Below are 18,361 nucleotides of genomic sequence, written 5' to 3' on the forward strand. Positions count from 1 at the left end.
ATCGGACGGCCGGAGCATTGAACCATGGCCATCCAACGAAAAGGGCCGGTGCCGACCGGGGCAGACAGGTTGTGTCCTGTTGCCCCGCCCCGGTCACCGGCCCCGTTGGGCCACCGCGAACGGTGGCCCGAGGTCTAACGTCGATTACTTCGCGGTGTACACGATCTCGACGCGACGGTTCTTGGCCCAGCACTCCTCGGTCGACTCGGTGCAGACCGGGCGCTCTTCGCCGTAGCTCACCACCGACAGCTGGCTGGCCGAACCACCGGCGGCCTGCAGGGCGGAGGAGACCGCGTCGCCGCGACGCTCGCCCAGGCCCATGTTGTACTCACGCGAACCGCGCTCGTCGGTGTTGCCTTCCAGGTTGATGCGGGCCGACGGACGATCGTTGAGGTACTTGGCGTGGCAGGCCATGATCGCCTGGAACTCCGGCTTGACGGCGTCCTGGTCCAGATCGAAGTACACCACGCGCTGGCGCAGGCACGCGTCGGTATCCAGATCGCTCGGGCCGTAGGCACCGGCGTTGGTGGTCGGCTGGGTCATGGCCGGCGGCGGCTCGACGGCCGGCGGCGGCGGCTGGGTCTTGGTGTTCTTCTTACAACCGGCCAGAACGGCCACGGACATCAGGGACAAAGCAACGACGCGGAGAGTGGTGTTCATTTGGGTTCCTTACGCGGATCCGGGGTGGTGGATGCAAAAACGCGGGTTAGTTTAACGCAATGTTAAACCGGCGGAATGACCCTTTCGCATTATTTTTGCGGGGTCTGGTTCCGATACGGCGACCATGCCGGCTCACGCACATCGCCCTGGGCCAGCACCAAGCGCTGGCGGACACGGCCATCGGCGGACACGGCGTACAGCACCCCCCGACCGCCCTCGCGTGCGGCATACAGAATCATCGAGGCGTTGGGGGCAAAGCTCGGCGACTCATCGAGCGAACCGGGCGAAAGCGTGGTCCAGCGCGGCGAACCGGTGCTGGAATCCATCATGGCGATGCGATAGGTGTTGCCCGAACCCTGGGCCACGGCGATCTTCTTGTCGTCGTAGGAGACGGTCGGGGTGGCGTTGTAGTTGCCCTCGAAGGTCACGCGCGTGGCGCCGCCGCCGCTGGCCGAGGCCTTGTAGATCTGCGGACGGCCGCCGCGGTCGGAGGTGAAGTAGATCGAGCTGCCGTCGGCGCTCCAGGTCGGTTCGGTGTCGATGCCGTACTGGTTGGTGATCTGGGTCAACGCCTTGCTACCCAGGTCCATCACGTAGATCTCCGGGTTGCCGCTGCGCGAAAGCGTCAGGGCCAGCTTGCGGCCGTCCGGCGAGAACGCCGGCGCGCCGTTGATGCCGCGGAAGCTGGCGACCAGCTCGCGCGCGCCGGTGGTGATGTCCTGGATGTAGATCGAGGAGTTGCCACGCTCGAAGCTCACATAGGCCAGCTTGCGGCCATCCGGGCTCCAGGCCGGCGACAGCAGCGGCTCGGCCGAGCGCACGATGGTCTGCGGGTTGAAGCCGTCCGAGTCGGCGACCATCAGCGCATAGCGCGCATTGGCGCCCAGGCCGGTCTGGGTGACGTAGGCGATGCGGGTCCAGAAGGCGCCGCGGATACCGGTGATCTTCTCGTAGATGGCGTCGGCCATCTGGTGGGCGACATCGCGCATGGCGTTGGCGCGGCCGGTCATGGCCAGGCCGAGCAGGCGCTCCTGCTTGGCCACGTCGAACAGTTCGTACTCGACGCGGTAGGCGCCGTTGCCGCCGTCCAGCACGCGACCGACAACAATGTAATCCTGCTTGAGCGCGCGCCAGGTCGGGTACTGGATCTCCGAGCCGCGGGTCGGCTTCTCGACGATGCTGGCCACCGGCAGGGTACGGAACGCGCCGGAGCGATCCAGGTCGGCGCTGACGACCTGCGAGACGTCGGTGGTCGGTGCGGCGCCCGAGCCCTGGTAGGGCATCGGCACGATGGTGATCGGCAGCGCGGAAGGGTTGCCACCGACGATGTTGATCTCAAGGCCCTGGCTCTGGGCGAAGGCCGCTGCAGGCAGGAACAGGGCCACGACAAGGGCGAAGTACCGCGTGAGTTTCTTCATGAAGGCTGGGCTTGTGCGAAAAGATCGGCTAGGGATAGCAGCCGACGGGTGAACATTTTCGCAATCATGAACGCCAAGGCGGTGTGAACCACCGCCCGGCGTGCCGCGCTCAGCGATCCTGCGCCTCGAAATTGAAGATCAGGCGGCGGTTGAACACCGGTTCGAAGCCGCGGTACGGCAGCGGCTGGGCCTTGAGCACGGCCGCCTCGATCGAACGCTGGCCGGCCGCGTCCATCGGACAGCCCGGCTGTACCTCGGCCGAGATCACCTCGCCGCCGGGCAGCTGGGTCACCAGCACCTTGCAGCGCGTGCCCACCGCCACCGAGTCCGGACGCGTCCACTGGTTCATGACCGCGCTCTGGATGGCCGCCTGGTACTTGGCCAGCAGGCCCGGATCGGTGCCGTTCTGCCCCGGCGAGGGGTTGGACGCGGCGGCCTGCGACGAGGACGCCTGCGTGGCCTGCTGCTGCGAGGCCTGACGGGCGCGCGCGTCGGCCAGCTGGCGCAGCTTCTGCTCGGCCAGCTGGGCCTGCTTGTCGGCCTGGGCGCGCTGGGCGCGGATGGCGGCCAGCTTCTTCTGCCGGTCGTCCTCTTCCTGCTGCGCGGCCAGGCGCTGGAGGCGCTCGGCTTCTTCCTGCTTCTTGCGCTCGGTCAGGTCGATCTGCTCCTGGCGGCGCTTGGCTTCCTGCTCCTTCTCGGCCTTCTCCTGGGCGATGGCCAGGCGGCTGGCCTCTTCCTGGTTGACCTGCTGCGGATCGGGCACGCGCTCCTGGGCCTGCTGCTGGCGCGGCACCGGCGAATCCTGCGGCTTGGGCTCCGGCACCGGCTGCGGCGGCGGCACGGTGTCCTCGTCGGCCACCGGCTGCGGCATGGGCGTGGGCGGGGTCGGCTTGGGCTCGACCTTGGCCGACTCGCGCACGGCCTGCTGCGCGGCGCGCATGTCGGCGGCCGACAGGTCCAGCGAGGCCTCGATCGCGGGCGAGCCGGCGGCGGCCTCGGCCTGGTCCTGGTTCCAGTGGAAATAGGAGGAGGCGATGATCAGGGCCAGCAGCAACACGTGCACGCCCACGGCCAGGGCGACCGCCGTGCCGGGGCGGTCGCGCGGGTCGCGGCGATCCAGATGCGTGGCCTCAGCGTGCATTGCCGCCCGTGCCGCCGGGTTGCGAGACCAGCCCCACCTTCTTGACGCCGGACTCGGACAGCAGCGCGGTGGCGGTGATCACCTTCTGGTAGTCCGCATCGCCGGGCGCGGCCAGCATCACGCTGATCTTGTCCTCGCCCTGCTCGGCCACCATCGCCTTCAGGCGCGCGGAGATCTCCTCGGGCGAATAGGCCTGCAGCTTGTCGTCCTTGGTGACCTTGAGGAAGTAGTTGCCGTCCTTGTCCACGGTCATGATGATCGGGTCGCTCTTGCTCTCCACCGACTTGGCGTGCGACTTGGGCAGCTCCACGTTGACCGCCAGGGTCAGCATCGGCGCGGTCACCATGAAGATGATCAGCAGCACCAGCATCACGTCGATGTAGGGCACGACGTTGATCTCGGATTTCAGCTTGCGCCGCTTGCGGCTGCGCGAAATGGCCGACTGCATGGACGCCTCCCTCAGGCTTCGCCGGTCTGGCGCTGCAGGATCGAGCTGAACTCGTCGGCGAAGGTTTCATAGCGCACCGAGATGCGCTCGACGCGGGTGGTGAAGCGGTTGTAGGCCCACACCGCCGGGATGGCCACGAACAGGCCGATGGCCGTGGCGAACAGCGCCTCGGAAATGCCCGGCGCGACCGCGGCGATGCCGGCCTGCTCGCCGCTGTTGAGCATGTCGTGCATGGTCACCATGATGCCGAACACGGTGCCGACCAGGCCCACGTAGGGCGCGGTCGAGCCGATGTTGGCCAGCAGCTCCAGGTTGCGCTCCAGCGCGTCGATCTCGCGCACATAGGCGGTGCGCATGGCGCGCTGGGCGCCCTCCAGCTGCACGCGCCCATCTGTGTGGCGCTTGTCGCGCAGGCGGGCGAACTCGCGGAAGCCCGACTCGAAGATCGCCTCCAGGCCGGTGACCACGCGGCCGCGATCGGTGGCCGCCGCATACAGCTTGCCCAGATCGGCGCCGGACCAGAACCGGCCTTCGAACTCGTCGGCATCGCGGTTGGCGCGCTTGAACACGCCGGCCTTGCGGAAAATGATGATCCAGCTCACCAGCGAGCCGGTCAGCAGCAGCAGCACGATCACCTTGACCGGCAGGCTGGCCTTGAGCAGCAGCTCGAAGTAGTTGATGGAGCTGTGGGCGGCCTGCGCGGTGGCCTGGGCAGCCGCGGCGGCAGCCTCCGGCGGCAGGGTCTCGGTCACGGCGTCCTGCAGCGCCAGGAGCAATCCAATCATCCGTTGTTTCCTCGGGGGTTCTACGCTTTAAAGAAGGGGGAGCGGCAAAGGGTCAGGCGGGGACTTCCAACAGCTTGAATTCCTGGTACAGCGTCTCGTCCAGCCCGACCGGGCGGAACGCGGACGCGGACACCGCGGCGATCTTCACCTGCGCGGCCAGCAGCCGGTCCTCCCCGCGCCAGATCGCCTGGTCGAACACGATGCTGGCGCGCCGCACCTGGCGCACCTGCACGGTCACGGTGAGCAGGTCGTCCAGGCGCGCGGGCCTGAGGAAGTCCAGCTGCATGCCGCGCACCACGAACACCAGATCGTGTTCGCGGCGCAGCTGTTCCTGCATCTGGCCGCGCGATCGCATCCATTCGCTGCGCGCGCGCTCGAGGAAGGCCACGTACTGCGCGTGGTAGACCACCCCGCCCGCGTCGGTATCTTCCCAGTAGACCCTTGTCGGAATACTGAACGGTTGCCCATCGGCGACGGCCTGGGCGGGCGATTCAACAGTCATCGGATGCTCCGGAGCGCTGCGGGGCGCGGGATTCGGCGGGCCTTACGGTGCATCAGAACAAGGCCTCGGAGTCCGGGAACGGCAGCCCGGCGTTACGCTTGGGCTGCAGCCCCAGGTGCGAATAGGCCTTGGCCGTGGCCATGCGCCCGCGTGCGGTGCGCACCAGGAAGCCCTGCTGGATCAGATAGGGCTCGATCACGTCTTCCAGCGTGCCGCGCTCCTCGGACAGGGCCGCGGCCAGCGACTCGACGCCGACCGGGCCGCCATCGAAGCTCTCCACGATGGTGTGCAGCAGGCGGCGATCGAGCTCGTCGAAGCCTTCCGGATCGACCTTGAGCATGGCCATGGCGGCATCGGCGGTGTCGCGGCTGATCTGGCCGCCGGCCTTGACCTGCGCGTAATCGCGCACGCGCCGCAGCAGGCGGTTGGCGATGCGCGGCGTCCCGCGCGAGCGGCGCGCGATCTCGGCCGCGCCCTCCGGCTCGCAGGGAATGCCCATGATCTGCGCCGAGCGGCGCACGATCCGGGTCAGCTCGGCGGTGTCGTAGAACTGCAGGCGCTGGACGATGCCGAAGCGGTCGCGCAGCGGCGCGGTCAGCAGGCCAGCGCGGGTGGTCGCGCCGATCAGGGTGAACGGCGGCAGGTCGATCTTGATCGAACGCGCGGCCGGGCCCTCGCCGATCATGATGTCCAGCTGGAAATCCTCCATCGCCGGATACAGCACTTCCTCCACCACCGGCGAGAGACGATGGATCTCGTCGATGAACAGCACATCGTGCGGCTGCAGGTTGGTCAGCAGCGCGGCCAGGTCGCCGGCCTTCTCGATCACCGGGCCGGAAGTCGTGCGCAGGCTGACGCCCAGCTCGTTGGCGATCACGTGGCTCAGTGTGGTCTTGCCCAAACCTGGCGGCCCGAAGATCAGCACATGGTCCAGCGCCTCGCCGCGACCCTTGGCGGCCTGGATGTAGATGTCCAGCTGCTCGCGCACCGGCTGCTGGCCCAGGTAGTCGGCCAGGCGCTTGGGCCGGATCGAGGCCTCCAGGGCATCGTCCTCACGGGTGGCGTCGGCGGCGATGATGCGGTCGCTCATGCGAGAGGCCGGAGACCAGGGGCCGGGGGCCAGGGAAGTGCAAACGACATGCGGGCACGGCTGGATGGAGTCACGGAATCACATTGTAGGCGCTAAAGCCGCACAACCCGCTTGCGCTTGGCCTGCGCATTTGGCGCTGGCCCCTGATCCCCGACCTCTGGCCCCTGCCCCTCAGATCTCCACCTGCGCCCCCAGCTCCACCAGGCGGTTGCCGGGGATGCGGAAGAAGTTGGTGGCCGGGGCGGCGTTGCGGTGCATGGCGGCGAACAGCTTGTCGCGCCAGACCGGCATGCCGCGGTGGGCGCTGGCCACGATGTTCTCGCGGCTGGCGAAGAAGGTGGTGTCCATCGGGTCGAAGTACGGCCCGCCCTGATCGCAGCTGCGCATCAGCGCCAGCGGCACGTCCGGGGTCTCCATGAAGCCGAACTTGACGATGACGCGGTAGAACTCGTCGCCGATCTCCTCGACCTTCATGCGCTTGTCGGCCGGCGCGTACGGCAGCGGCAGCGTATACACGGTCAGGAAGACGTTGCGCTCGTGCAGCACCTTGTTGTGCTTGAGGTTGTGCAGCAGCGCGTGCGGCACCATGCCGGTCTGCGCGGTCAGGAACACCGCCGTGCCCGGCACGCGCGCCGGCGGGGCCAGCATCAGCCCGGGCAGGAAGCTGTCCAGCGCGATGCCGTCCTTGCGGATCTCCGCGCCCAGCAGCTCGCGCCCGCGCCGCCAGGTGCGCAGCAGGGTGAACACCACCAGGCCCAGCGCCAGCGGGAACCACGCGCCGTCGAAGAACTTGGCGCCGTTGGCGATGACGAAGCCCACATCGACGATGAAGAACACCACGCACAGCGGCAGCACCCAGGTGCGCCACTTCGGCCACAGCGCGCGCGCCACCAGCGCCAGCAGCAGGGTGTCGATCATCATCGTGGCCGACACCGAGATGCCGTAGGCGGTGGCCAGCGCGGTGGAACTGCCGAAGGCCAGGACCACGGCCAGCACCGCCAGCATCATCATCCAGTTCACGCCCGGCACGTAGATCTGGCCGATGGTGTCGTGCGAGGTGTGCTTGACCGTCATGCGCGGGATGTAGCCCAGCTGCATGGCCTGGCGCGCCACCGAGAAGGCGCCGCTGATGACCGCCTGCGAGGCGATGATGGCCGCCATGGTGGCCAGCACGATCATCGGGTAGAGCGCCCAGTCCGGCACGGCCTCGTAGAACGGGTTGTTGACCGCGGCCGGGTCCTGCAGCACCAGCGCGCCCTGGCCCAGGTAGTTGAGCATCAGGCACGGCAGCACCAGGATGTACCAGGCGTAGCGGATCGGCTGGGCGCCGAAGTGGCCCATGTCCGCGTACAGCGCCTCGCCGCCGGTCACCGCCAGCACCACAGCGCCCAGGATCAGCACCGAGTGCCAGCCGTGGGTCATGAAGAAGTTCACCGCCCAGAACGGGCTGAAGGCCTTGAGCACCTCGGGCGCATCGACGATGTTGTAGATGCCGATCGCCGCCAGGGACAGGAACCACACCGTGGTGATCGGCCCGAAGATCTTGCCCACCTTCTCGGTGCCGAAGCGCTGGGCCATGAACACCAGGATCAGGATCACCACCGTGATCGGCACGATCCAGTGGTCCAACGCCGGCGCGGCTACCTCCAGGCCCTCGACCGCGCCCAGCACCGAGATGGCCGGGGTGATCACGCCGTCGCCGAAGAACAGCGAGGCGCCGAAGATGCCGAGGATGCCGACCACATAGGCCGAGCGCGAGCCCTTGGGCAGGGTGCGCTGGGCCAGGGTCATCAGCGCCATGATCCCGCCCTCGCCGTCGTTGTCGGCGCGCATGATGATGGTGACGTACTTGACCGTCACGGTGATCACCAGCGCCCAGAACACCAGCGACAGGATCCCCAGGATGGTGTCGTGGTTGCCGACCAGGCCGAAGTGCGGCGAGAAGGCTTCCTTGAGCGTGTACAGCGGGCTGGTGCCGATGTCGCCGAACACCACGCCGATGGCGCCCAGCACCAGGCCGGGCATGCCCTGGTTGCCGTGGCCGTGGTGGGCGGGCGCGTTGCTGGTCGAGGTCGTGGCGGAGGGCGAAGACATGCGGCGCTAGCCTACTGCTGAAAAAGTGAGGATGTCCTGCACGCTTCAGCGCAGGGCCGAACGCAGCGCCTTGCGGATGATCTGCGCCGCGTCGTCGCCGGCGGCGGCCGCGTCGCGGGCCATGCGCTGGGCCTCGGCCGGCTTGTAGCCGAGCTGCTGCAGGGCGATGACCGCCTCGGACTGCGGGTCGGCCGGCGCGCTCATCGGCGTGACCACATCGCCGCCGGTCAGCGCCGCGGCGCGGTCGCGCAGCTCCACCACCATGCGCTCGGCGGTCTTCTTGCCGATGCCGGGGATGCGGGTGAGCGCGGTGACGTCGCCGGCCTGCACCAGCCGGGCGAACTCGTCCACGCTGACGCCGGACAGGATGGCCAGGGCGATCTTGGCGCCGATACCGGTGACCTTCTGCACGTCGCGGAACAGCCGGCGCTCGCCCTCGCGCAGGAAGCCGTACAGCGAGACGCTGTCCTCCTTCTGCGCGTAATGGGTGAACAGGGTGACCTCGCGGCCGAGCTCGGGCAGGTCGTAGATGGTGCTCATCGGCGCCTCCAGCTCGTAGCCGACGCCGCCGCCGACCTCGATCAGGAGCCAGGGCGGGGACTTGGCGATGAGGATGCCGCGCAGGCGCCCGATCATTTCCGGCTCCAAGCCACGCGCGCATCCACGCCCATGCGGGCGGCGGTGGCGCGCACGTGGGCATGGGTGATGGCCACCGCCAGCGCATCGGCGGCGTCGGCCTGCAGCTTGCCTTTCAGGTTGAGCATGATCGCGACCATGTGCTGGATCTGTTCCTTCTCGGCGCTGCCCCGACCGACCAGCGCCAGCTTGATTTCCTTCGGCGCGTACTCGTGCACCGGCAGGTCGCGCAGGACCACGGCGCTGATCGCCGCGCCACGCGCCTGGCCCAGCTTGAGCGCCGAGTCGGCGCTCTTGCCGACAAACACCTGCTCGATCGCCACCTCGTGCGGGTGCCAGGCGTCCAACAGCTCGGCCAGCCCCAGCAGCAGGCGCTTGAGCCGCAGCGGGAACCCGCCCTCGCCCAGCAGCACCAGCGGCCCGTTGTACACGTGCACCGCGCGCCCGGCGGCATCCACATCGATGATGCCGATGCCGGTGCGCTGCGAGCCCGGGTCGATGCCGAGGATACGGACGCAACCCGGGCTCGGGCTGCGCAGCTGCGGCACCGCGGCCGAGGCCGCGTCCGTCACGCCCTGGGCCTGCCCTGCAGGCGTCCGGACGGACGGCGACGATGCGCCGTGGCGAGCTCCCCGTCCCGATCCCCGAGTCCCGCTGCCCGTGCGCGTCCCCGGCGGCACGGGCTCAGCTTCCCTCGCCCAGCGCCGCCTGATCGGCGTTGGAATAGACGTTCTGCACGTCGTCCAGGTCCTCGAGCATGGCCAGCAGCTTGGACACCTGCTGGGCAGTCTCGCCGTCCACCGCCACGTCGTTGTCGGCGCGGAAGGTGACCTCGGCATAGCCGGGGGTGAAGCCGGCGGCGGCGAGCGCCTGCCGGACTTCCTCGAACCCCTCCGGCGTGGTCAGCACATCGATCGCCCCGTCCTCCGGGTACACCACCACGTCTTCGGCGCCGGCCTCGATGGCCGCCTCGGTCAGCGCGTCCTCGTCCAGGCCGCCGTCGAAACTCAGCACGCCGAGCTTCTTGAACATGAAGGCCACCGAGCCCTCGGTGCCCATGTTGCCGCCGCACTTGGCGAAGGCATGACGCACGTCGGCCACGGTGCGCACGCGGTTGTCGGTCAGGCAGTCCACGATCACGGCCACGCCGCCGGGCGCGTAGCCCTCGTAGCGGATGGTCTCGTACTCGACGCCTTCCAGCTCGCCGGTGGCCTTCTTGATCGCGCGCTCCATGACGTCCTTGGTCATGTTGGCCGCCAGGCCCTTGTCCATGGCCGTGCGCAGGGCGGGATTGTTGGCCGGATCGCCGCCGCCGGGGCCGCGCGCGGCCACACTGATCTCGCGGATGATCTTGGTGAACACCTTGCCGCGCTTGGCGTCCATGGCGTTCTTGCGGGCTTCGATCGAAGGGCCTCGACCCATGACACACTTCCGTTGGCTGAACTTGAGACGAAGCGGCAATTTTACCCCATGCCGCGCGCCCTGCCGCTGGGGCCCCTCAGCGCCGGAACCGCCCGTGCCGCAGGAAGGCCACCACCTGACGCGCGGCCTGCGGCGAGAACGGCAGGCCGGTATGGCTGGCGTGCACGCAGCAGTGATCGACCAGGCCGGACAGGCGGGTCTCGGCCAGGGCCACGGTGCCGTCGGAGGTCTCGTCCACGCCCGCCAGCAGGCGGCCCACGCCCCGCGGCACATCGCCGGCGATCATGCCGACCTCGGTCGGGCCACTCCAGGGCGGACAGCCCCGGTCCAGCAGCAGCGCGCTGCGGCCGAGCACGCTGCCCCAGCCGCGCTGCGCGAGCACCTGCGCGGTCGCACTGCCGGACAGCGGCGAGCCCAGACAGACCAGGCGCGGCACGGGCAGGCCCGGATGCCGGCGCAAGGTCTCCAGCGCGATCAGCCCGCCGAGGCTATGCCCGACCAGATGGGTCGGGCGCGCCTGGCGCAGATGCGCGGCCAGGCGCGCGATGGCCACCTGCGGACCGCCGGTGACGCCGGGATAGCCGAAGGGCTCGGCGGCGAAGCCCGCCCGCCGCAGCCGCCAGGCCAGCGGCTGCATCCACAGCGGCGCGTTCCAGATGCCATGCAGCACCAGCACCGATGGCAACGGCGCCCGCAGCGCATCGCGGGCGTCGGGTCGGCTCAGTCGCAGGTCACCGCGGTGATCCGGTCCTGCGCGTCGACGTGGACGGTGACCCGGTCCATGCCGATGTCGGAGGAGGTCTCGCCGGCGCCGAGGGTGCGCAGGCGCTTGGCCCGGCTCTCGGCCTGGATGCGGTCCAGCACGCCCTGCTCGGCCACCCGGCCGATGGCCCAGCTGCCCGAGGCCGACGTGCAGCGCATCATCTTGTCTCCCCCGCAGCCGGCCAACAGCCCGCAGGCCAGGGACAGTGCCAACAGCGCGCGCCTTCCGTGCATTTCGGATTCCTCCTTGGACATGGGGCGCAGCATGACCCAAGCGCGGGCCGCGCTCAACCGCGCGCTCAGGCCGGGCGCCGCAGGATGAACTCGTCGTCCAGCACGTTGCCCACGGCGAACTGGTACTCGCCCACCTTGTGAAACCCGTGCCGGGCATAGAAGCGCTGCGCGCCGAAGTTCTGCGACCACACCCCGACCCACAGCGTGCGCGGCCCCTCGCGCAGCAGCCAGTCGAGGGTGGCCTGGAACAGGTGGGTGCCGACGCCGGCGTTCTGCTGCCCCTGCAGCAGATAGAGGCGCTTGAGCTCGCCATCGCCGGGCTGCACGCCCGGATGCGGCAGCCCGCAGGGACCGGCGGCCGAATGCCCGATCGCCTGGCCATCGCGCTCGGCCAGGAAGATCGCGTAGTCCGGATGCGCCAGCACGATCCGCATGCGCTCCAGCGCATAGGCCTCATCCAGGAAATCGCGCAGGTCGCCCGGCGGATACAGGTGGCCGAAGGTCTGCACGAAGGTGCGCTCGGCCAGCGCCGAGAGCGTGTGGGCGTCGTCGAGGGTGGCGCGGCGGATCAGCATCGGGCCAGAAGTGAGCGTTGAGGAGTGAGAAGTGAGTGAAAGCGGATCGCGCCGCCCGCCCTTGCTCACTCCTCAGCGCTGGTCACTCGCTCTTCGGCCGCACCTGCACGTGCACCTCGGCCAGCTGCGCATCCGGGATCGGCGAGGGCGCGTCGGTCATCAGGTCCTGGGCGCCAGTGGTCTTGGGGAACGGAATCACGTCGCGGATCGACTCGGTGCCGGCCATCAGCGCGGCGATACGGTCGATGCCGAAGGCGATGCCGCCGTGCGGCGGGGCGCCATAGTTGAGCGCGTCGAGCAGGAAGCCGAACTTGGCGCGCGCCTCCTCGGCGCCGATGCCGAGCAGTTCGAACACCGCGCTCTGCATCTCCGGGCGATGGATGCGGATCGAACCGCCGCCGATCTCGTTGCCGTTGAGCACCATGTCGTAGCCGCGCGAGACCGCGGTCCTGGCGTGGGCGCGCAGGTCCTCGATCGAATCCACCGCCGGCGCGGTGAAGGGATGGTGCAGGGCCACATAGCGCTGCGCCTCCTCGTCCCACTCGAACATCGGGAAGTCGGTGACCCACAGCGGGCGCCAACCGTCCTGGACCAGGCCGAAGTCCTTGCCGGCCTTCAGGCGCACGGCGCCCATGAAGTCCGAGACCTTGCCGTAGGCACCGGCGCCGAAGAACACCAGGTCGCCCTTGCCCGCGCCGACATGCGCGATGAGCGCGGCGAACTTGTCCTCGGCGAAGAACTTGGCGATCGGCGAGGTGATCTCGCCGCTCTCGCCGATCTTGATGTAGGCCAGGCCCTTGCTGCCGTACTTGGCCGCGTGCGCGGCGTACTCGTCGATCTGCTTGCGCGACAGCGTCGCGCCGCCCGGGATGCGCAGCGCGGCCACGCGGCCGTCGGCATCGTTGGCCGGGCCGGTGAACACGGCGAAGTCGCTGTCCTTGACCAGCTCGGCCACGTCGACCAGTTCCAGGTCGATGCGCAGGTCCGGCTTGTCCGAGCCGTAGCGGCGCATCGCCTCGGCCCAGGTCATGCGCGGGAACTGCGCATCCAGCTCCACGTCCACGACTTCCTTGAAGATCGCGCGGATCATCTCCTCGACGAAGTCCTGCACATCGCGCTCGCGCACGAAGGCGAACTCCATGTCCAGCTGGGTGAACTCCAGCTGGCGGTCGGCGCGCAGGGCCTCGTCGCGGAAGCAGCGCGCGATCTGGTAGTAGCGGTCGAAGCCGGCCACCATCAGGATCTGCTTGAACAGCTGCGGGCTCTGCGGAAGGGCGTAGAACTCGCCCGGGTGCATGCGCGCCGGCACCAGGAAGTCGCGCGCGCCCTCCGGCGTGGCCTTGGTCAGGATCGGCGTCTCGATGTCCTGGAAGCCGCGCGCGTCCAGATGACGGCGCAGGGCCTGCACCAGCCTGATGCGGGTGCGCTGCATGCGCTGCATCTCCGGACGGCGCAGATCGAGATACCGGTACTTCAGGCGGGTGTCCTCGCCGGGGTTCTCGTGCGCGTGGAACGGCAGCGGCGCGGCCTTGTTGAGCACGGTGATCTTCGAGGCGATCACCTCGACCTTACCGGTCTTGAGCTTGTCGTTGACCGCGTGGCGCGCGCGGACCACGCCCTCGACCTGCAGCACGTCCTCGTAGCCGAGCGAGGCGGCCACGGCGAACACCTCGGCGTTGTCCAGCTCGACGGTGACCTGAACGATGCCCTCGTGGTCGCGCAGGTCGATGAAGCACACCCCGCCCTGATTGCGGGCCACGTCGGTCCAGCCGGCCAGAGTGACGGTTTGGCCGATCAGGGTCTCATCGACCAGGCCGCAGAAGTGGGTACGCATGTGAGCAAACTCCGGGCAGGCCGCACGCCGCGGCCGGGAAAGCCGGCTATTTTGCGGCCCGCGCCGGGGCGCGGCAAATGCGGGCCCAGCGGCCCGCGCCGGCTGACGGGACGGCGGCGGGGCCGCGTGTATAGTCCGGCCCACTCGACCACCCGGAGCCGTGCCATGTTGCGACTGTTTGCGGTGCTGCTGTTTGCCTTGGGCGTGTATGCGGCCGCGCCGGCCCACGCCCAGGATTCAGTCACCTGCGAGAGCCAGAACAACCGCTACCGCGAATGCCGCGGCTTTGGCGGCCGCGTGCGGCTGGACCGCGCGCTGTCCGACTCGCCCTGTATCGAGGGCCGCACCTGGGGCACGCGCGGCGACGTGATCTGGGTCGACCGCGGCTGCCGGGGGCGCTTCGTGTCCGTGCGCGGCGGCGGCTGGGGCGACCGCCCCGGCGCGGGCCGGACGGTGCGCTGCGAAAGCACCGACAACCGCACCCGCGAGTGCGCCGCCGGCTTCCGCGGCCGCGCCGTGCTGGTGCGCCAGCTGTCCGACAGCCGCTGCGTGGAGGGCCGCAGCTGGGGCCAGCGCGGCGGCAACATCTGGGTCAGCCAGGGCTGCCGCGGCGAGTTCACCGAAGGCCGCGGCGGCGGCGGCTGGGGCGGCGGCCCGCCGGGCGACCCGGGCTGGGGCAACGCCAATCCCAATTACACCGTGACCTGCTCGAGCAGCGACAACCGTCGCACCAGCTGCGGCTGGGACCGCCGCAATGGCCGCCCGGTGATCGTCAAGCAGCTCTCCAGCAGCCCCTGCATCGAGGGCAGCACCTGGGCCTGGCGCGGCGACCAGATCTGGGTCGACGAAGGCTGCCGCGCCCGCTTCGGCGCCCGCTGATCGGTTTCACGGTCGATGGCTGCCACACGGACACGCGTGGCACGCATCGCAAGAGAGGCCGGGCTGACGCCCGGCCTCTCTTTTGTGTTCTTCGCCGTTCGCCGAATGCCTGGTCAGTAAGGCGGACTTCGCCAAGCAGGCTCGACCTGGCCGGCCGCGGCTCCTCGGCTTGGCCCGCCGCCCCTGGCGGATTTTCCGGTTAACCGCGCCTCATCGTTCGATCGGAGTCGACCTTGTGACCGTTTTCGCCAACGGCGGCTCCCACCTGTAGAGCGGAGCTTGCTCCGCTGGGACCTTCCCCACGAACCGAACGAAGAGCAGCGGAGTCCCCCAAGAGGGGTTGCCACAAGCTCCGCTCTACAAGGAGGGCGGCGTGAACGGAAGAGACAGTGGCGCACACGGCGATTGGGTTCGCGCCCGAGAGAGTCGAGGCTGCGCGGCAATCGATCAGGGCTTCTTTCGACTTTCGGCCCGAGGCCATCTGAGCAACGCGCGCGGCAGCGGGCCGGCGGGCGGCGGCCGCGCCCAGCGAGGCAGGACGCCGAGCGCCTGAATCAGGGCAGGATGCCCTGATTGAGGGATAAGCGGCCCCCGCCCGCCGGACCGCTGCCCTTCCGGAGCCAGAGCGCGCTGGCCGGGCTCCGGAAGATCGAGGGACGAACCTCTTGCAGCCCAGCGAAGCAGGCGATCGATCAATCGCCGCTGGATGGCGTAGCTGGCTTGGCCTCGCTGGCCGCCGGCTTGGACTCGCTGCTGCCGGAAGCGCTGCTGCCCGCCCCCTCGACCAAATTGCGCTTCTTGTCGCCATCCTTCTTGAAGTCGGTCTCGTACCAGCCACCACCGGCCAGGCGGAACGCCGGCGCCGTCACCTGGCGCCTGACGGTCTGCGCGCCGCATTGCGGGCAGGTGTCCGGGTCGGGGTCGGAGAGCTTCTGCAGCTTGTCGAAGCTGTGGCCACAGGTGGTGCACTGGTAGGCGTAGATCGGCATGGCGATGACAGGGGTTGGCGTTAGCGGATTGCGGGCGCCAACGGTGGGGGCTGGAGGGCGCCGAATCAAGCGGTCCGGTCGGTGCGTTCGGCATCCTCGGGCAGCGGACCCGAGTCCTGCGCCGGTGGCGCGGCCGCGCGCACCCGCTCCTGGTGGAACTCCGAGGCCCCCGGCGCCAGCAGCGTGGCCGCCGCCCCGCCGGCCGCCGGGGCGTAGCGCTCCGGCGCCGTCTCCACCGGATCCACGTCGAACGGCGTGCGGAACACCAGCGAAGGCAGCAGCGTGGTCAGCGTCGCATACAGCAGCAGCCCGCCGAACAGCGCATCGGGGATGGCGAAGCGCTCGCGCAGCACCCCGGCCAGCACCAGCGTGAAGATCAGCGTCGGCGCCAGCGCCGTGCCGATGCGCAGGCCGGTGCGGAAGGACTCGCCGAAGGTCAGCTTGCGCTGCAGCGCAAGCAGGCCCACCCGCAGCGGCAGCACCACCGCGGTCAGCGCCAGGCCCACGCCCAGCGCCCCCAGGCTCAAGGCGCCGGCCGGCACCTTGGTGCCCGAATAGAAGAAATAGAATGGCACGAAGAAGCTGGCGAACAGCCGCACCGCGTGCAGGTTGTCGTGCGAGGCCAGCGTCGGCATGCGCTGGCGCAGCAGGCGCGCCACCAGACCAGTGACGAAGGCGCCGACCAGATCGTGCACGCCGATCAGGTGGGTCACGTAGGCCGCGATCACGCCGACCATCACCAGCAGCGAGAACTCCGCGCCCGGCGAATGCGGCAGCACCCAGCGCCCCAGCGCGATGAACAGCAGCGGCAGGCCGACCAGCATGGCCAGCAGCGCCAGCGTCGAGCCCAGCATCTCCAGCGGCGGGCTGGCCGACTGCAGCACCACGAACAGCGCCGCCAGCGCCAGCAGCTCGCCGGCGATGGCCTTGTTGGTCACCCAGAACTGCTCCTTGGTGTCCAGCCCCAGCCGGCCCAGCGTGTCGATGATGAAGCCGGTGGAAGGCGTCAGCAGGGCCAGCGCCAGCAGCGCGGCCGCCTGCCAGGACAGCCCTGCATAGCGCCAGGCCAGCCACGCCACCACGGCCAGGCTGGCCGAGCGCGCCACCAGATGGATGACCAGCTGCTTCCAGCCCTTGCGCAGCGCCTTGGGATCCACCTCCAGGCCGGCGAACAGGAACAACGAGGAGATGCCCAGCGAGGCCATCAGCGCCACCACCCCGTCCTCGACCGGCTTGCCGATGATCAGCGCGGCGACCACGCCGAAGGCCAGGCAGGTCAGCGGCGCCGGCAGCTTGAACTGCTGCAGGAACCGCGGAATGACCAGCAGCCCGAAGATCAGCAGCAGGTAGATCAGTTCTTGGCTCACGACGGTCCTTTCATGCGGGGTGGGCGAGGATGCAAGGCATGCTGCAATGCAGCATGCCCATCCCGGAGGATGCGGCCAAGGGATGGCTTCGGGCCCCCCGGCGCGCGGCCGCAGGACGCCGCTGCGCTCGGGGGGGCGCGCACCTTACGCAACTTTCCCCAAATTAATCAATATGTTATGATGATGAAGGTGACAAACTCCCCTTCCCCCAGAAGGTCGCGTTGATGCTGCGGCTGTTCACCTTGCTGCTGGGCGTGGCCCTGCTGCTGACCGGCAGCGGCCTGCTCGGCACGCTGCTCGCGGTCCGCGGCGCGCAGGCCGGCTTCGACGATCGCACGCTGGGCCTGGTGATGTCGTGCTACTTCGCCGGGTATTTCTTCGGCACTTTCATCGGCCCGCCGCTGATCGGCCGCATCGGGCATATCCGCGCCTTCGCCTTCTTCGCCGCGCTGGCGGCCATCGCCGTGCTGCTGCACCCGATCTGGCTCGATCCCTGGGCCTGGGGCCTGCTGCGCCTGGTCACCGGCGTGGCGCTGGTCGGGCTGTACACCGTCATCGAGAGCTGGCTCAACGCCGAGCCCAATGCGAGCACCCGCGCGCGGGTGTTCTCGGTCTACATGATGGTCAACCTGTCGGCGCTGGCGCTGGGCCAGGTGCTGCTGGGCTGGGGCGGGATGGCGATGGCCACCCTGTTCTCGCTGACCGCCATCCTGCTGTGCGCCTCGGTGATGCCGGTGGCGGCCACGCGCCTGCAGCAGCCCGAGGTGCCGCCGATCCAGCGCTTCAGCCTGCGCCGGCTGTATGCGCTGGCGCCGGCGGCCACGGTCGGCGCGGCGCTGTCGGGCCTGGCGATGGGCGGCTTCTGGGGCCTGTCGCCGGTGTACGCCAGCCGCATCGGCCTGGACACGCGCGGCGTGGCGTTGTTCATGCTGGCGGCGATCGCCGGCGGCGCGCTGCTGCAGGTGCCGATCGGCCGGATCAGCGATGGCCGCGACCGCCGCCTGGCGCTGGCGCTGGCCGCGCTGGCCGCCGCGGGCGTGGCCCTGGCGATGCTGCTGCCGGCGGTCCAGGCCGACCGGCGGGCGCTGTTCGGGCTGTTCTTCCTGTTCGGCGGGCTGAGCTTCTCGCTGTATCCGTTCGCGGTGGCGCACATGCTCGACTACCTGCCGCGCGAGCACCTGCTGTCGGGCTGTTCGAGCCTGCTGCTGGTCAACGGCGTCGGCTCGGCCATCGGCCCGGCGCTGGCCGGCGGGGCGATGCAGCGTCTGGGCCCCTCCGCGCTGCCGATCTATTTCGCGGTGATGCTGATCGCGCTGGCGGCCTATCTGTTCGCCCGGCTGCGCTTCCACCGCGACCGCACCTTCGCCGCGCCCTTCCGCCCGATGCTGCGCACCACGCCCACCGCGCTGGAGCTGATGCCGGAAACCGAACCCCCATCGCAACCTCAAGAGGAACGTTTTGACTGATCTGACCCCGCCCATCCGCAATACCTCACCCCGCTCCACCCAGGCCCGGCCCGATCCGC

19 protein-coding genes are annotated in these 18,361 nt (G+C 69.5%); 2 read left to right on the top strand and 17 right to left on the bottom strand.

The window, feature by feature from the left end:
• Positions 1-144 precede the first annotated feature (144 nt).
• The 15 genes from pal to aspS form a co-directional block, all read right to left on the bottom strand.
• The gene (gene pal, locus EAT51_RS01110) at positions 145-660 is read right to left on the bottom strand and encodes a peptidoglycan-associated lipoprotein Pal (protein WP_130561155.1); all 516 of its coding nucleotides are present in this window, start codon (positions 658-660) and stop codon (positions 145-147) included.
• Positions 661-749: 89 nt separating this feature from the next.
• Positions 750-2,078, bottom strand: a complete 1,329-nt coding sequence (gene tolB, locus EAT51_RS01115) for a Tol-Pal system beta propeller repeat protein TolB (RefSeq protein WP_130515839.1) — start codon at positions 2,076-2,078, stop codon at positions 750-752.
• A 109-nt stretch (positions 2,079-2,187) separates the two neighbouring features.
• Entirely contained in the window at positions 2,188-3,219 is a 1,032-nt protein-coding gene (gene tolA, locus EAT51_RS01120; protein ID WP_130515837.1) for a cell envelope integrity protein TolA, read from the bottom strand.
• Positions 3,209-3,667, bottom strand: coding sequence for a protein TolR (gene tolR, locus EAT51_RS01125; protein WP_130515836.1), 459 nt, complete (start codon positions 3,665-3,667; stop codon positions 3,209-3,211). Before tolR ends, tolA begins: the two co-directional genes overlap by 11 nt.
• An 11-nt stretch (positions 3,668-3,678) precedes the next feature.
• Positions 3,679-4,452, bottom strand: coding sequence for a protein TolQ (gene tolQ, locus EAT51_RS01130; RefSeq protein WP_130515834.1), 774 nt, complete (start codon positions 4,450-4,452; stop codon positions 3,679-3,681).
• A 52-nt stretch (positions 4,453-4,504) separates the two neighbouring features.
• Positions 4,505-4,954: a tol-pal system-associated acyl-CoA thioesterase gene (ybgC, locus tag EAT51_RS01135; protein WP_130515832.1), complete on the bottom strand. Its 450-nt coding sequence runs from the start codon at positions 4,952-4,954 to the stop codon at positions 4,505-4,507.
• Between the two features lie 52 nt (positions 4,955-5,006).
• On the bottom strand, positions 5,007-6,044 hold the full coding sequence (gene ruvB / locus EAT51_RS01140) for a Holliday junction branch migration DNA helicase RuvB (RefSeq protein WP_130561156.1): 1,038 nt from the start codon (positions 6,042-6,044) through the stop codon (positions 5,007-5,009).
• Between the two features lie 171 nt (positions 6,045-6,215).
• Positions 6,216-8,138, bottom strand: coding sequence for a potassium transporter Kup (locus EAT51_RS01145; protein ID WP_130561157.1), 1,923 nt, complete (start codon positions 8,136-8,138; stop codon positions 6,216-6,218).
• A gap of 45 nt (positions 8,139-8,183) precedes the next feature.
• Entirely contained in the window at positions 8,184-8,774 is a 591-nt protein-coding gene (gene ruvA, locus EAT51_RS01150; RefSeq protein WP_130515826.1) for a Holliday junction branch migration protein RuvA, read from the bottom strand.
• Positions 8,771-9,313: a crossover junction endodeoxyribonuclease RuvC gene (gene ruvC / locus EAT51_RS01155; protein ID WP_130561300.1), complete on the bottom strand. Its 543-nt coding sequence runs from the start codon at positions 9,311-9,313 to the stop codon at positions 8,771-8,773. Before ruvC ends, ruvA begins: the two co-directional genes overlap by 4 nt.
• Before the next feature lie 145 nt (positions 9,314-9,458).
• On the bottom strand, positions 9,459-10,196 hold the full coding sequence (locus tag EAT51_RS01160; protein WP_130515824.1) for a YebC/PmpR family DNA-binding transcriptional regulator: 738 nt from the start codon (positions 10,194-10,196) through the stop codon (positions 9,459-9,461).
• A gap of 76 nt (positions 10,197-10,272) precedes the next feature.
• Complete coding sequence (locus tag EAT51_RS01165) at positions 10,273-10,833, bottom strand: esterase/lipase family protein (RefSeq protein WP_130516237.1); 561 nt, start codon at positions 10,831-10,833, stop codon at positions 10,273-10,275.
• 83 nt (positions 10,834-10,916) lie between these two features.
• Positions 10,917-11,171: a hypothetical protein gene (locus EAT51_RS01170; protein WP_130515822.1), complete on the bottom strand. Its 255-nt coding sequence runs from the start codon at positions 11,169-11,171 to the stop codon at positions 10,917-10,919.
• 86 nt (positions 11,172-11,257) lie between these two features.
• Positions 11,258-11,767, bottom strand: coding sequence for a GNAT family N-acetyltransferase (locus EAT51_RS01175; protein WP_130515820.1), 510 nt, complete (start codon positions 11,765-11,767; stop codon positions 11,258-11,260).
• Positions 11,768-11,849: 82 nt separating this feature from the next.
• Positions 11,850-13,601, bottom strand: a complete 1,752-nt coding sequence (aspS, locus tag EAT51_RS01180) for an aspartate--tRNA ligase (RefSeq protein WP_130561158.1) — start codon at positions 13,599-13,601, stop codon at positions 11,850-11,852.
• 165 nt (positions 13,602-13,766) lie between these two features.
• Here aspS and EAT51_RS01185 point away from each other — a divergent pair, with 165 nt between their 5' ends.
• Entirely contained in the window at positions 13,767-14,480 is a 714-nt protein-coding gene (locus EAT51_RS01185) for a DUF3011 domain-containing protein (protein ID WP_130561159.1), read from the top strand.
• 692 nt (positions 14,481-15,172) lie between these two features.
• On the opposite strand, the gene EAT51_RS01190 is transcribed toward EAT51_RS01185, so the two are convergent.
• Positions 15,173-15,469 (bottom strand): FmdB family zinc ribbon protein, encoded by a 297-nt coding sequence (locus tag EAT51_RS01190; protein WP_130523365.1) that lies wholly within the window; start codon positions 15,467-15,469, stop codon positions 15,173-15,175.
• A gap of 65 nt (positions 15,470-15,534) precedes the next feature.
• Positions 15,535-16,836: a cation:proton antiporter gene (locus tag EAT51_RS01195; protein WP_130561160.1), complete on the bottom strand. Its 1,302-nt coding sequence runs from the start codon at positions 16,834-16,836 to the stop codon at positions 15,535-15,537.
• Between the two features lie 224 nt (positions 16,837-17,060).
• Here EAT51_RS01195 and EAT51_RS01200 point away from each other — a divergent pair, with 224 nt between their 5' ends.
• Complete coding sequence (locus tag EAT51_RS01200) at positions 17,061-18,302, top strand: MFS transporter (RefSeq protein WP_130515810.1); 1,242 nt, start codon at positions 17,061-17,063, stop codon at positions 18,300-18,302.
• Positions 18,303-18,361 lie beyond the last annotated feature (59 nt).

Origin of the sequence: Pseudoxanthomonas winnipegensis (assembly GCF_004283755.1) — a bacterium.
GTDB classification, from domain to species: Bacteria; Pseudomonadota; Gammaproteobacteria; order Xanthomonadales; family Xanthomonadaceae; genus Pseudoxanthomonas_A; species Pseudoxanthomonas_A winnipegensis.

Coding starts and splice junctions, on each gene's coding strand:
- pal (WP_130561155.1), bottom strand. CDS start 660: ATGAACACCACTCTCCGCGTCGTTGCTTTGTCCCTGATGTCCGTGGCC.
- tolB (WP_130515839.1), bottom strand. CDS start 2,078: ATGAAGAAACTCACGCGGTACTTCGCCCTTGTCGTGGCCCTGTTCCTG.
- tolA (WP_130515837.1), bottom strand. CDS start 3,219: ATGCACGCTGAGGCCACGCATCTGGATCGCCGCGACCCGCGCGACCGC.
- tolR (WP_130515836.1), bottom strand. CDS start 3,667: ATGCAGTCGGCCATTTCGCGCAGCCGCAAGCGGCGCAAGCTGAAATCC.
- tolQ (WP_130515834.1), bottom strand. CDS start 4,452: ATGATTGGATTGCTCCTGGCGCTGCAGGACGCCGTGACCGAGACCCTG.
- ybgC (WP_130515832.1), bottom strand. CDS start 4,954: ATGACTGTTGAATCGCCCGCCCAGGCCGTCGCCGATGGGCAACCGTTC.
- ruvB (WP_130561156.1), bottom strand. CDS start 6,044: ATGAGCGACCGCATCATCGCCGCCGACGCCACCCGTGAGGACGATGCC.
- EAT51_RS01145 (WP_130561157.1), bottom strand. CDS start 8,138: ATGTCTTCGCCCTCCGCCACGACCTCGACCAGCAACGCGCCCGCCCAC.
- ruvA (WP_130515826.1), bottom strand. CDS start 8,774: ATGATCGGGCGCCTGCGCGGCATCCTCATCGCCAAGTCCCCGCCCTGG.
- EAT51_RS01160 (WP_130515824.1), bottom strand. CDS start 10,196: ATGGGTCGAGGCCCTTCGATCGAAGCCCGCAAGAACGCCATGGACGCC.
- EAT51_RS01165 (WP_130516237.1), bottom strand. CDS start 10,833: ATGCAGCCGCTGGCCTGGCGGCTGCGGCGGGCGGGCTTCGCCGCCGAG.
- EAT51_RS01175 (WP_130515820.1), bottom strand. CDS start 11,767: ATGCTGATCCGCCGCGCCACCCTCGACGACGCCCACACGCTCTCGGCG.
- aspS (WP_130561158.1), bottom strand. CDS start 13,601: ATGCGTACCCACTTCTGCGGCCTGGTCGATGAGACCCTGATCGGCCAA.
- EAT51_RS01185 (WP_130561159.1), top strand. CDS start 13,767: ATGTTGCGACTGTTTGCGGTGCTGCTGTTTGCCTTGGGCGTGTATGCG.
- EAT51_RS01190 (WP_130523365.1), bottom strand. CDS start 15,469: ATGCCGATCTACGCCTACCAGTGCACCACCTGTGGCCACAGCTTCGAC.
- EAT51_RS01200 (WP_130515810.1), top strand. CDS start 17,061: ATGCTGCGGCTGTTCACCTTGCTGCTGGGCGTGGCCCTGCTGCTGACC.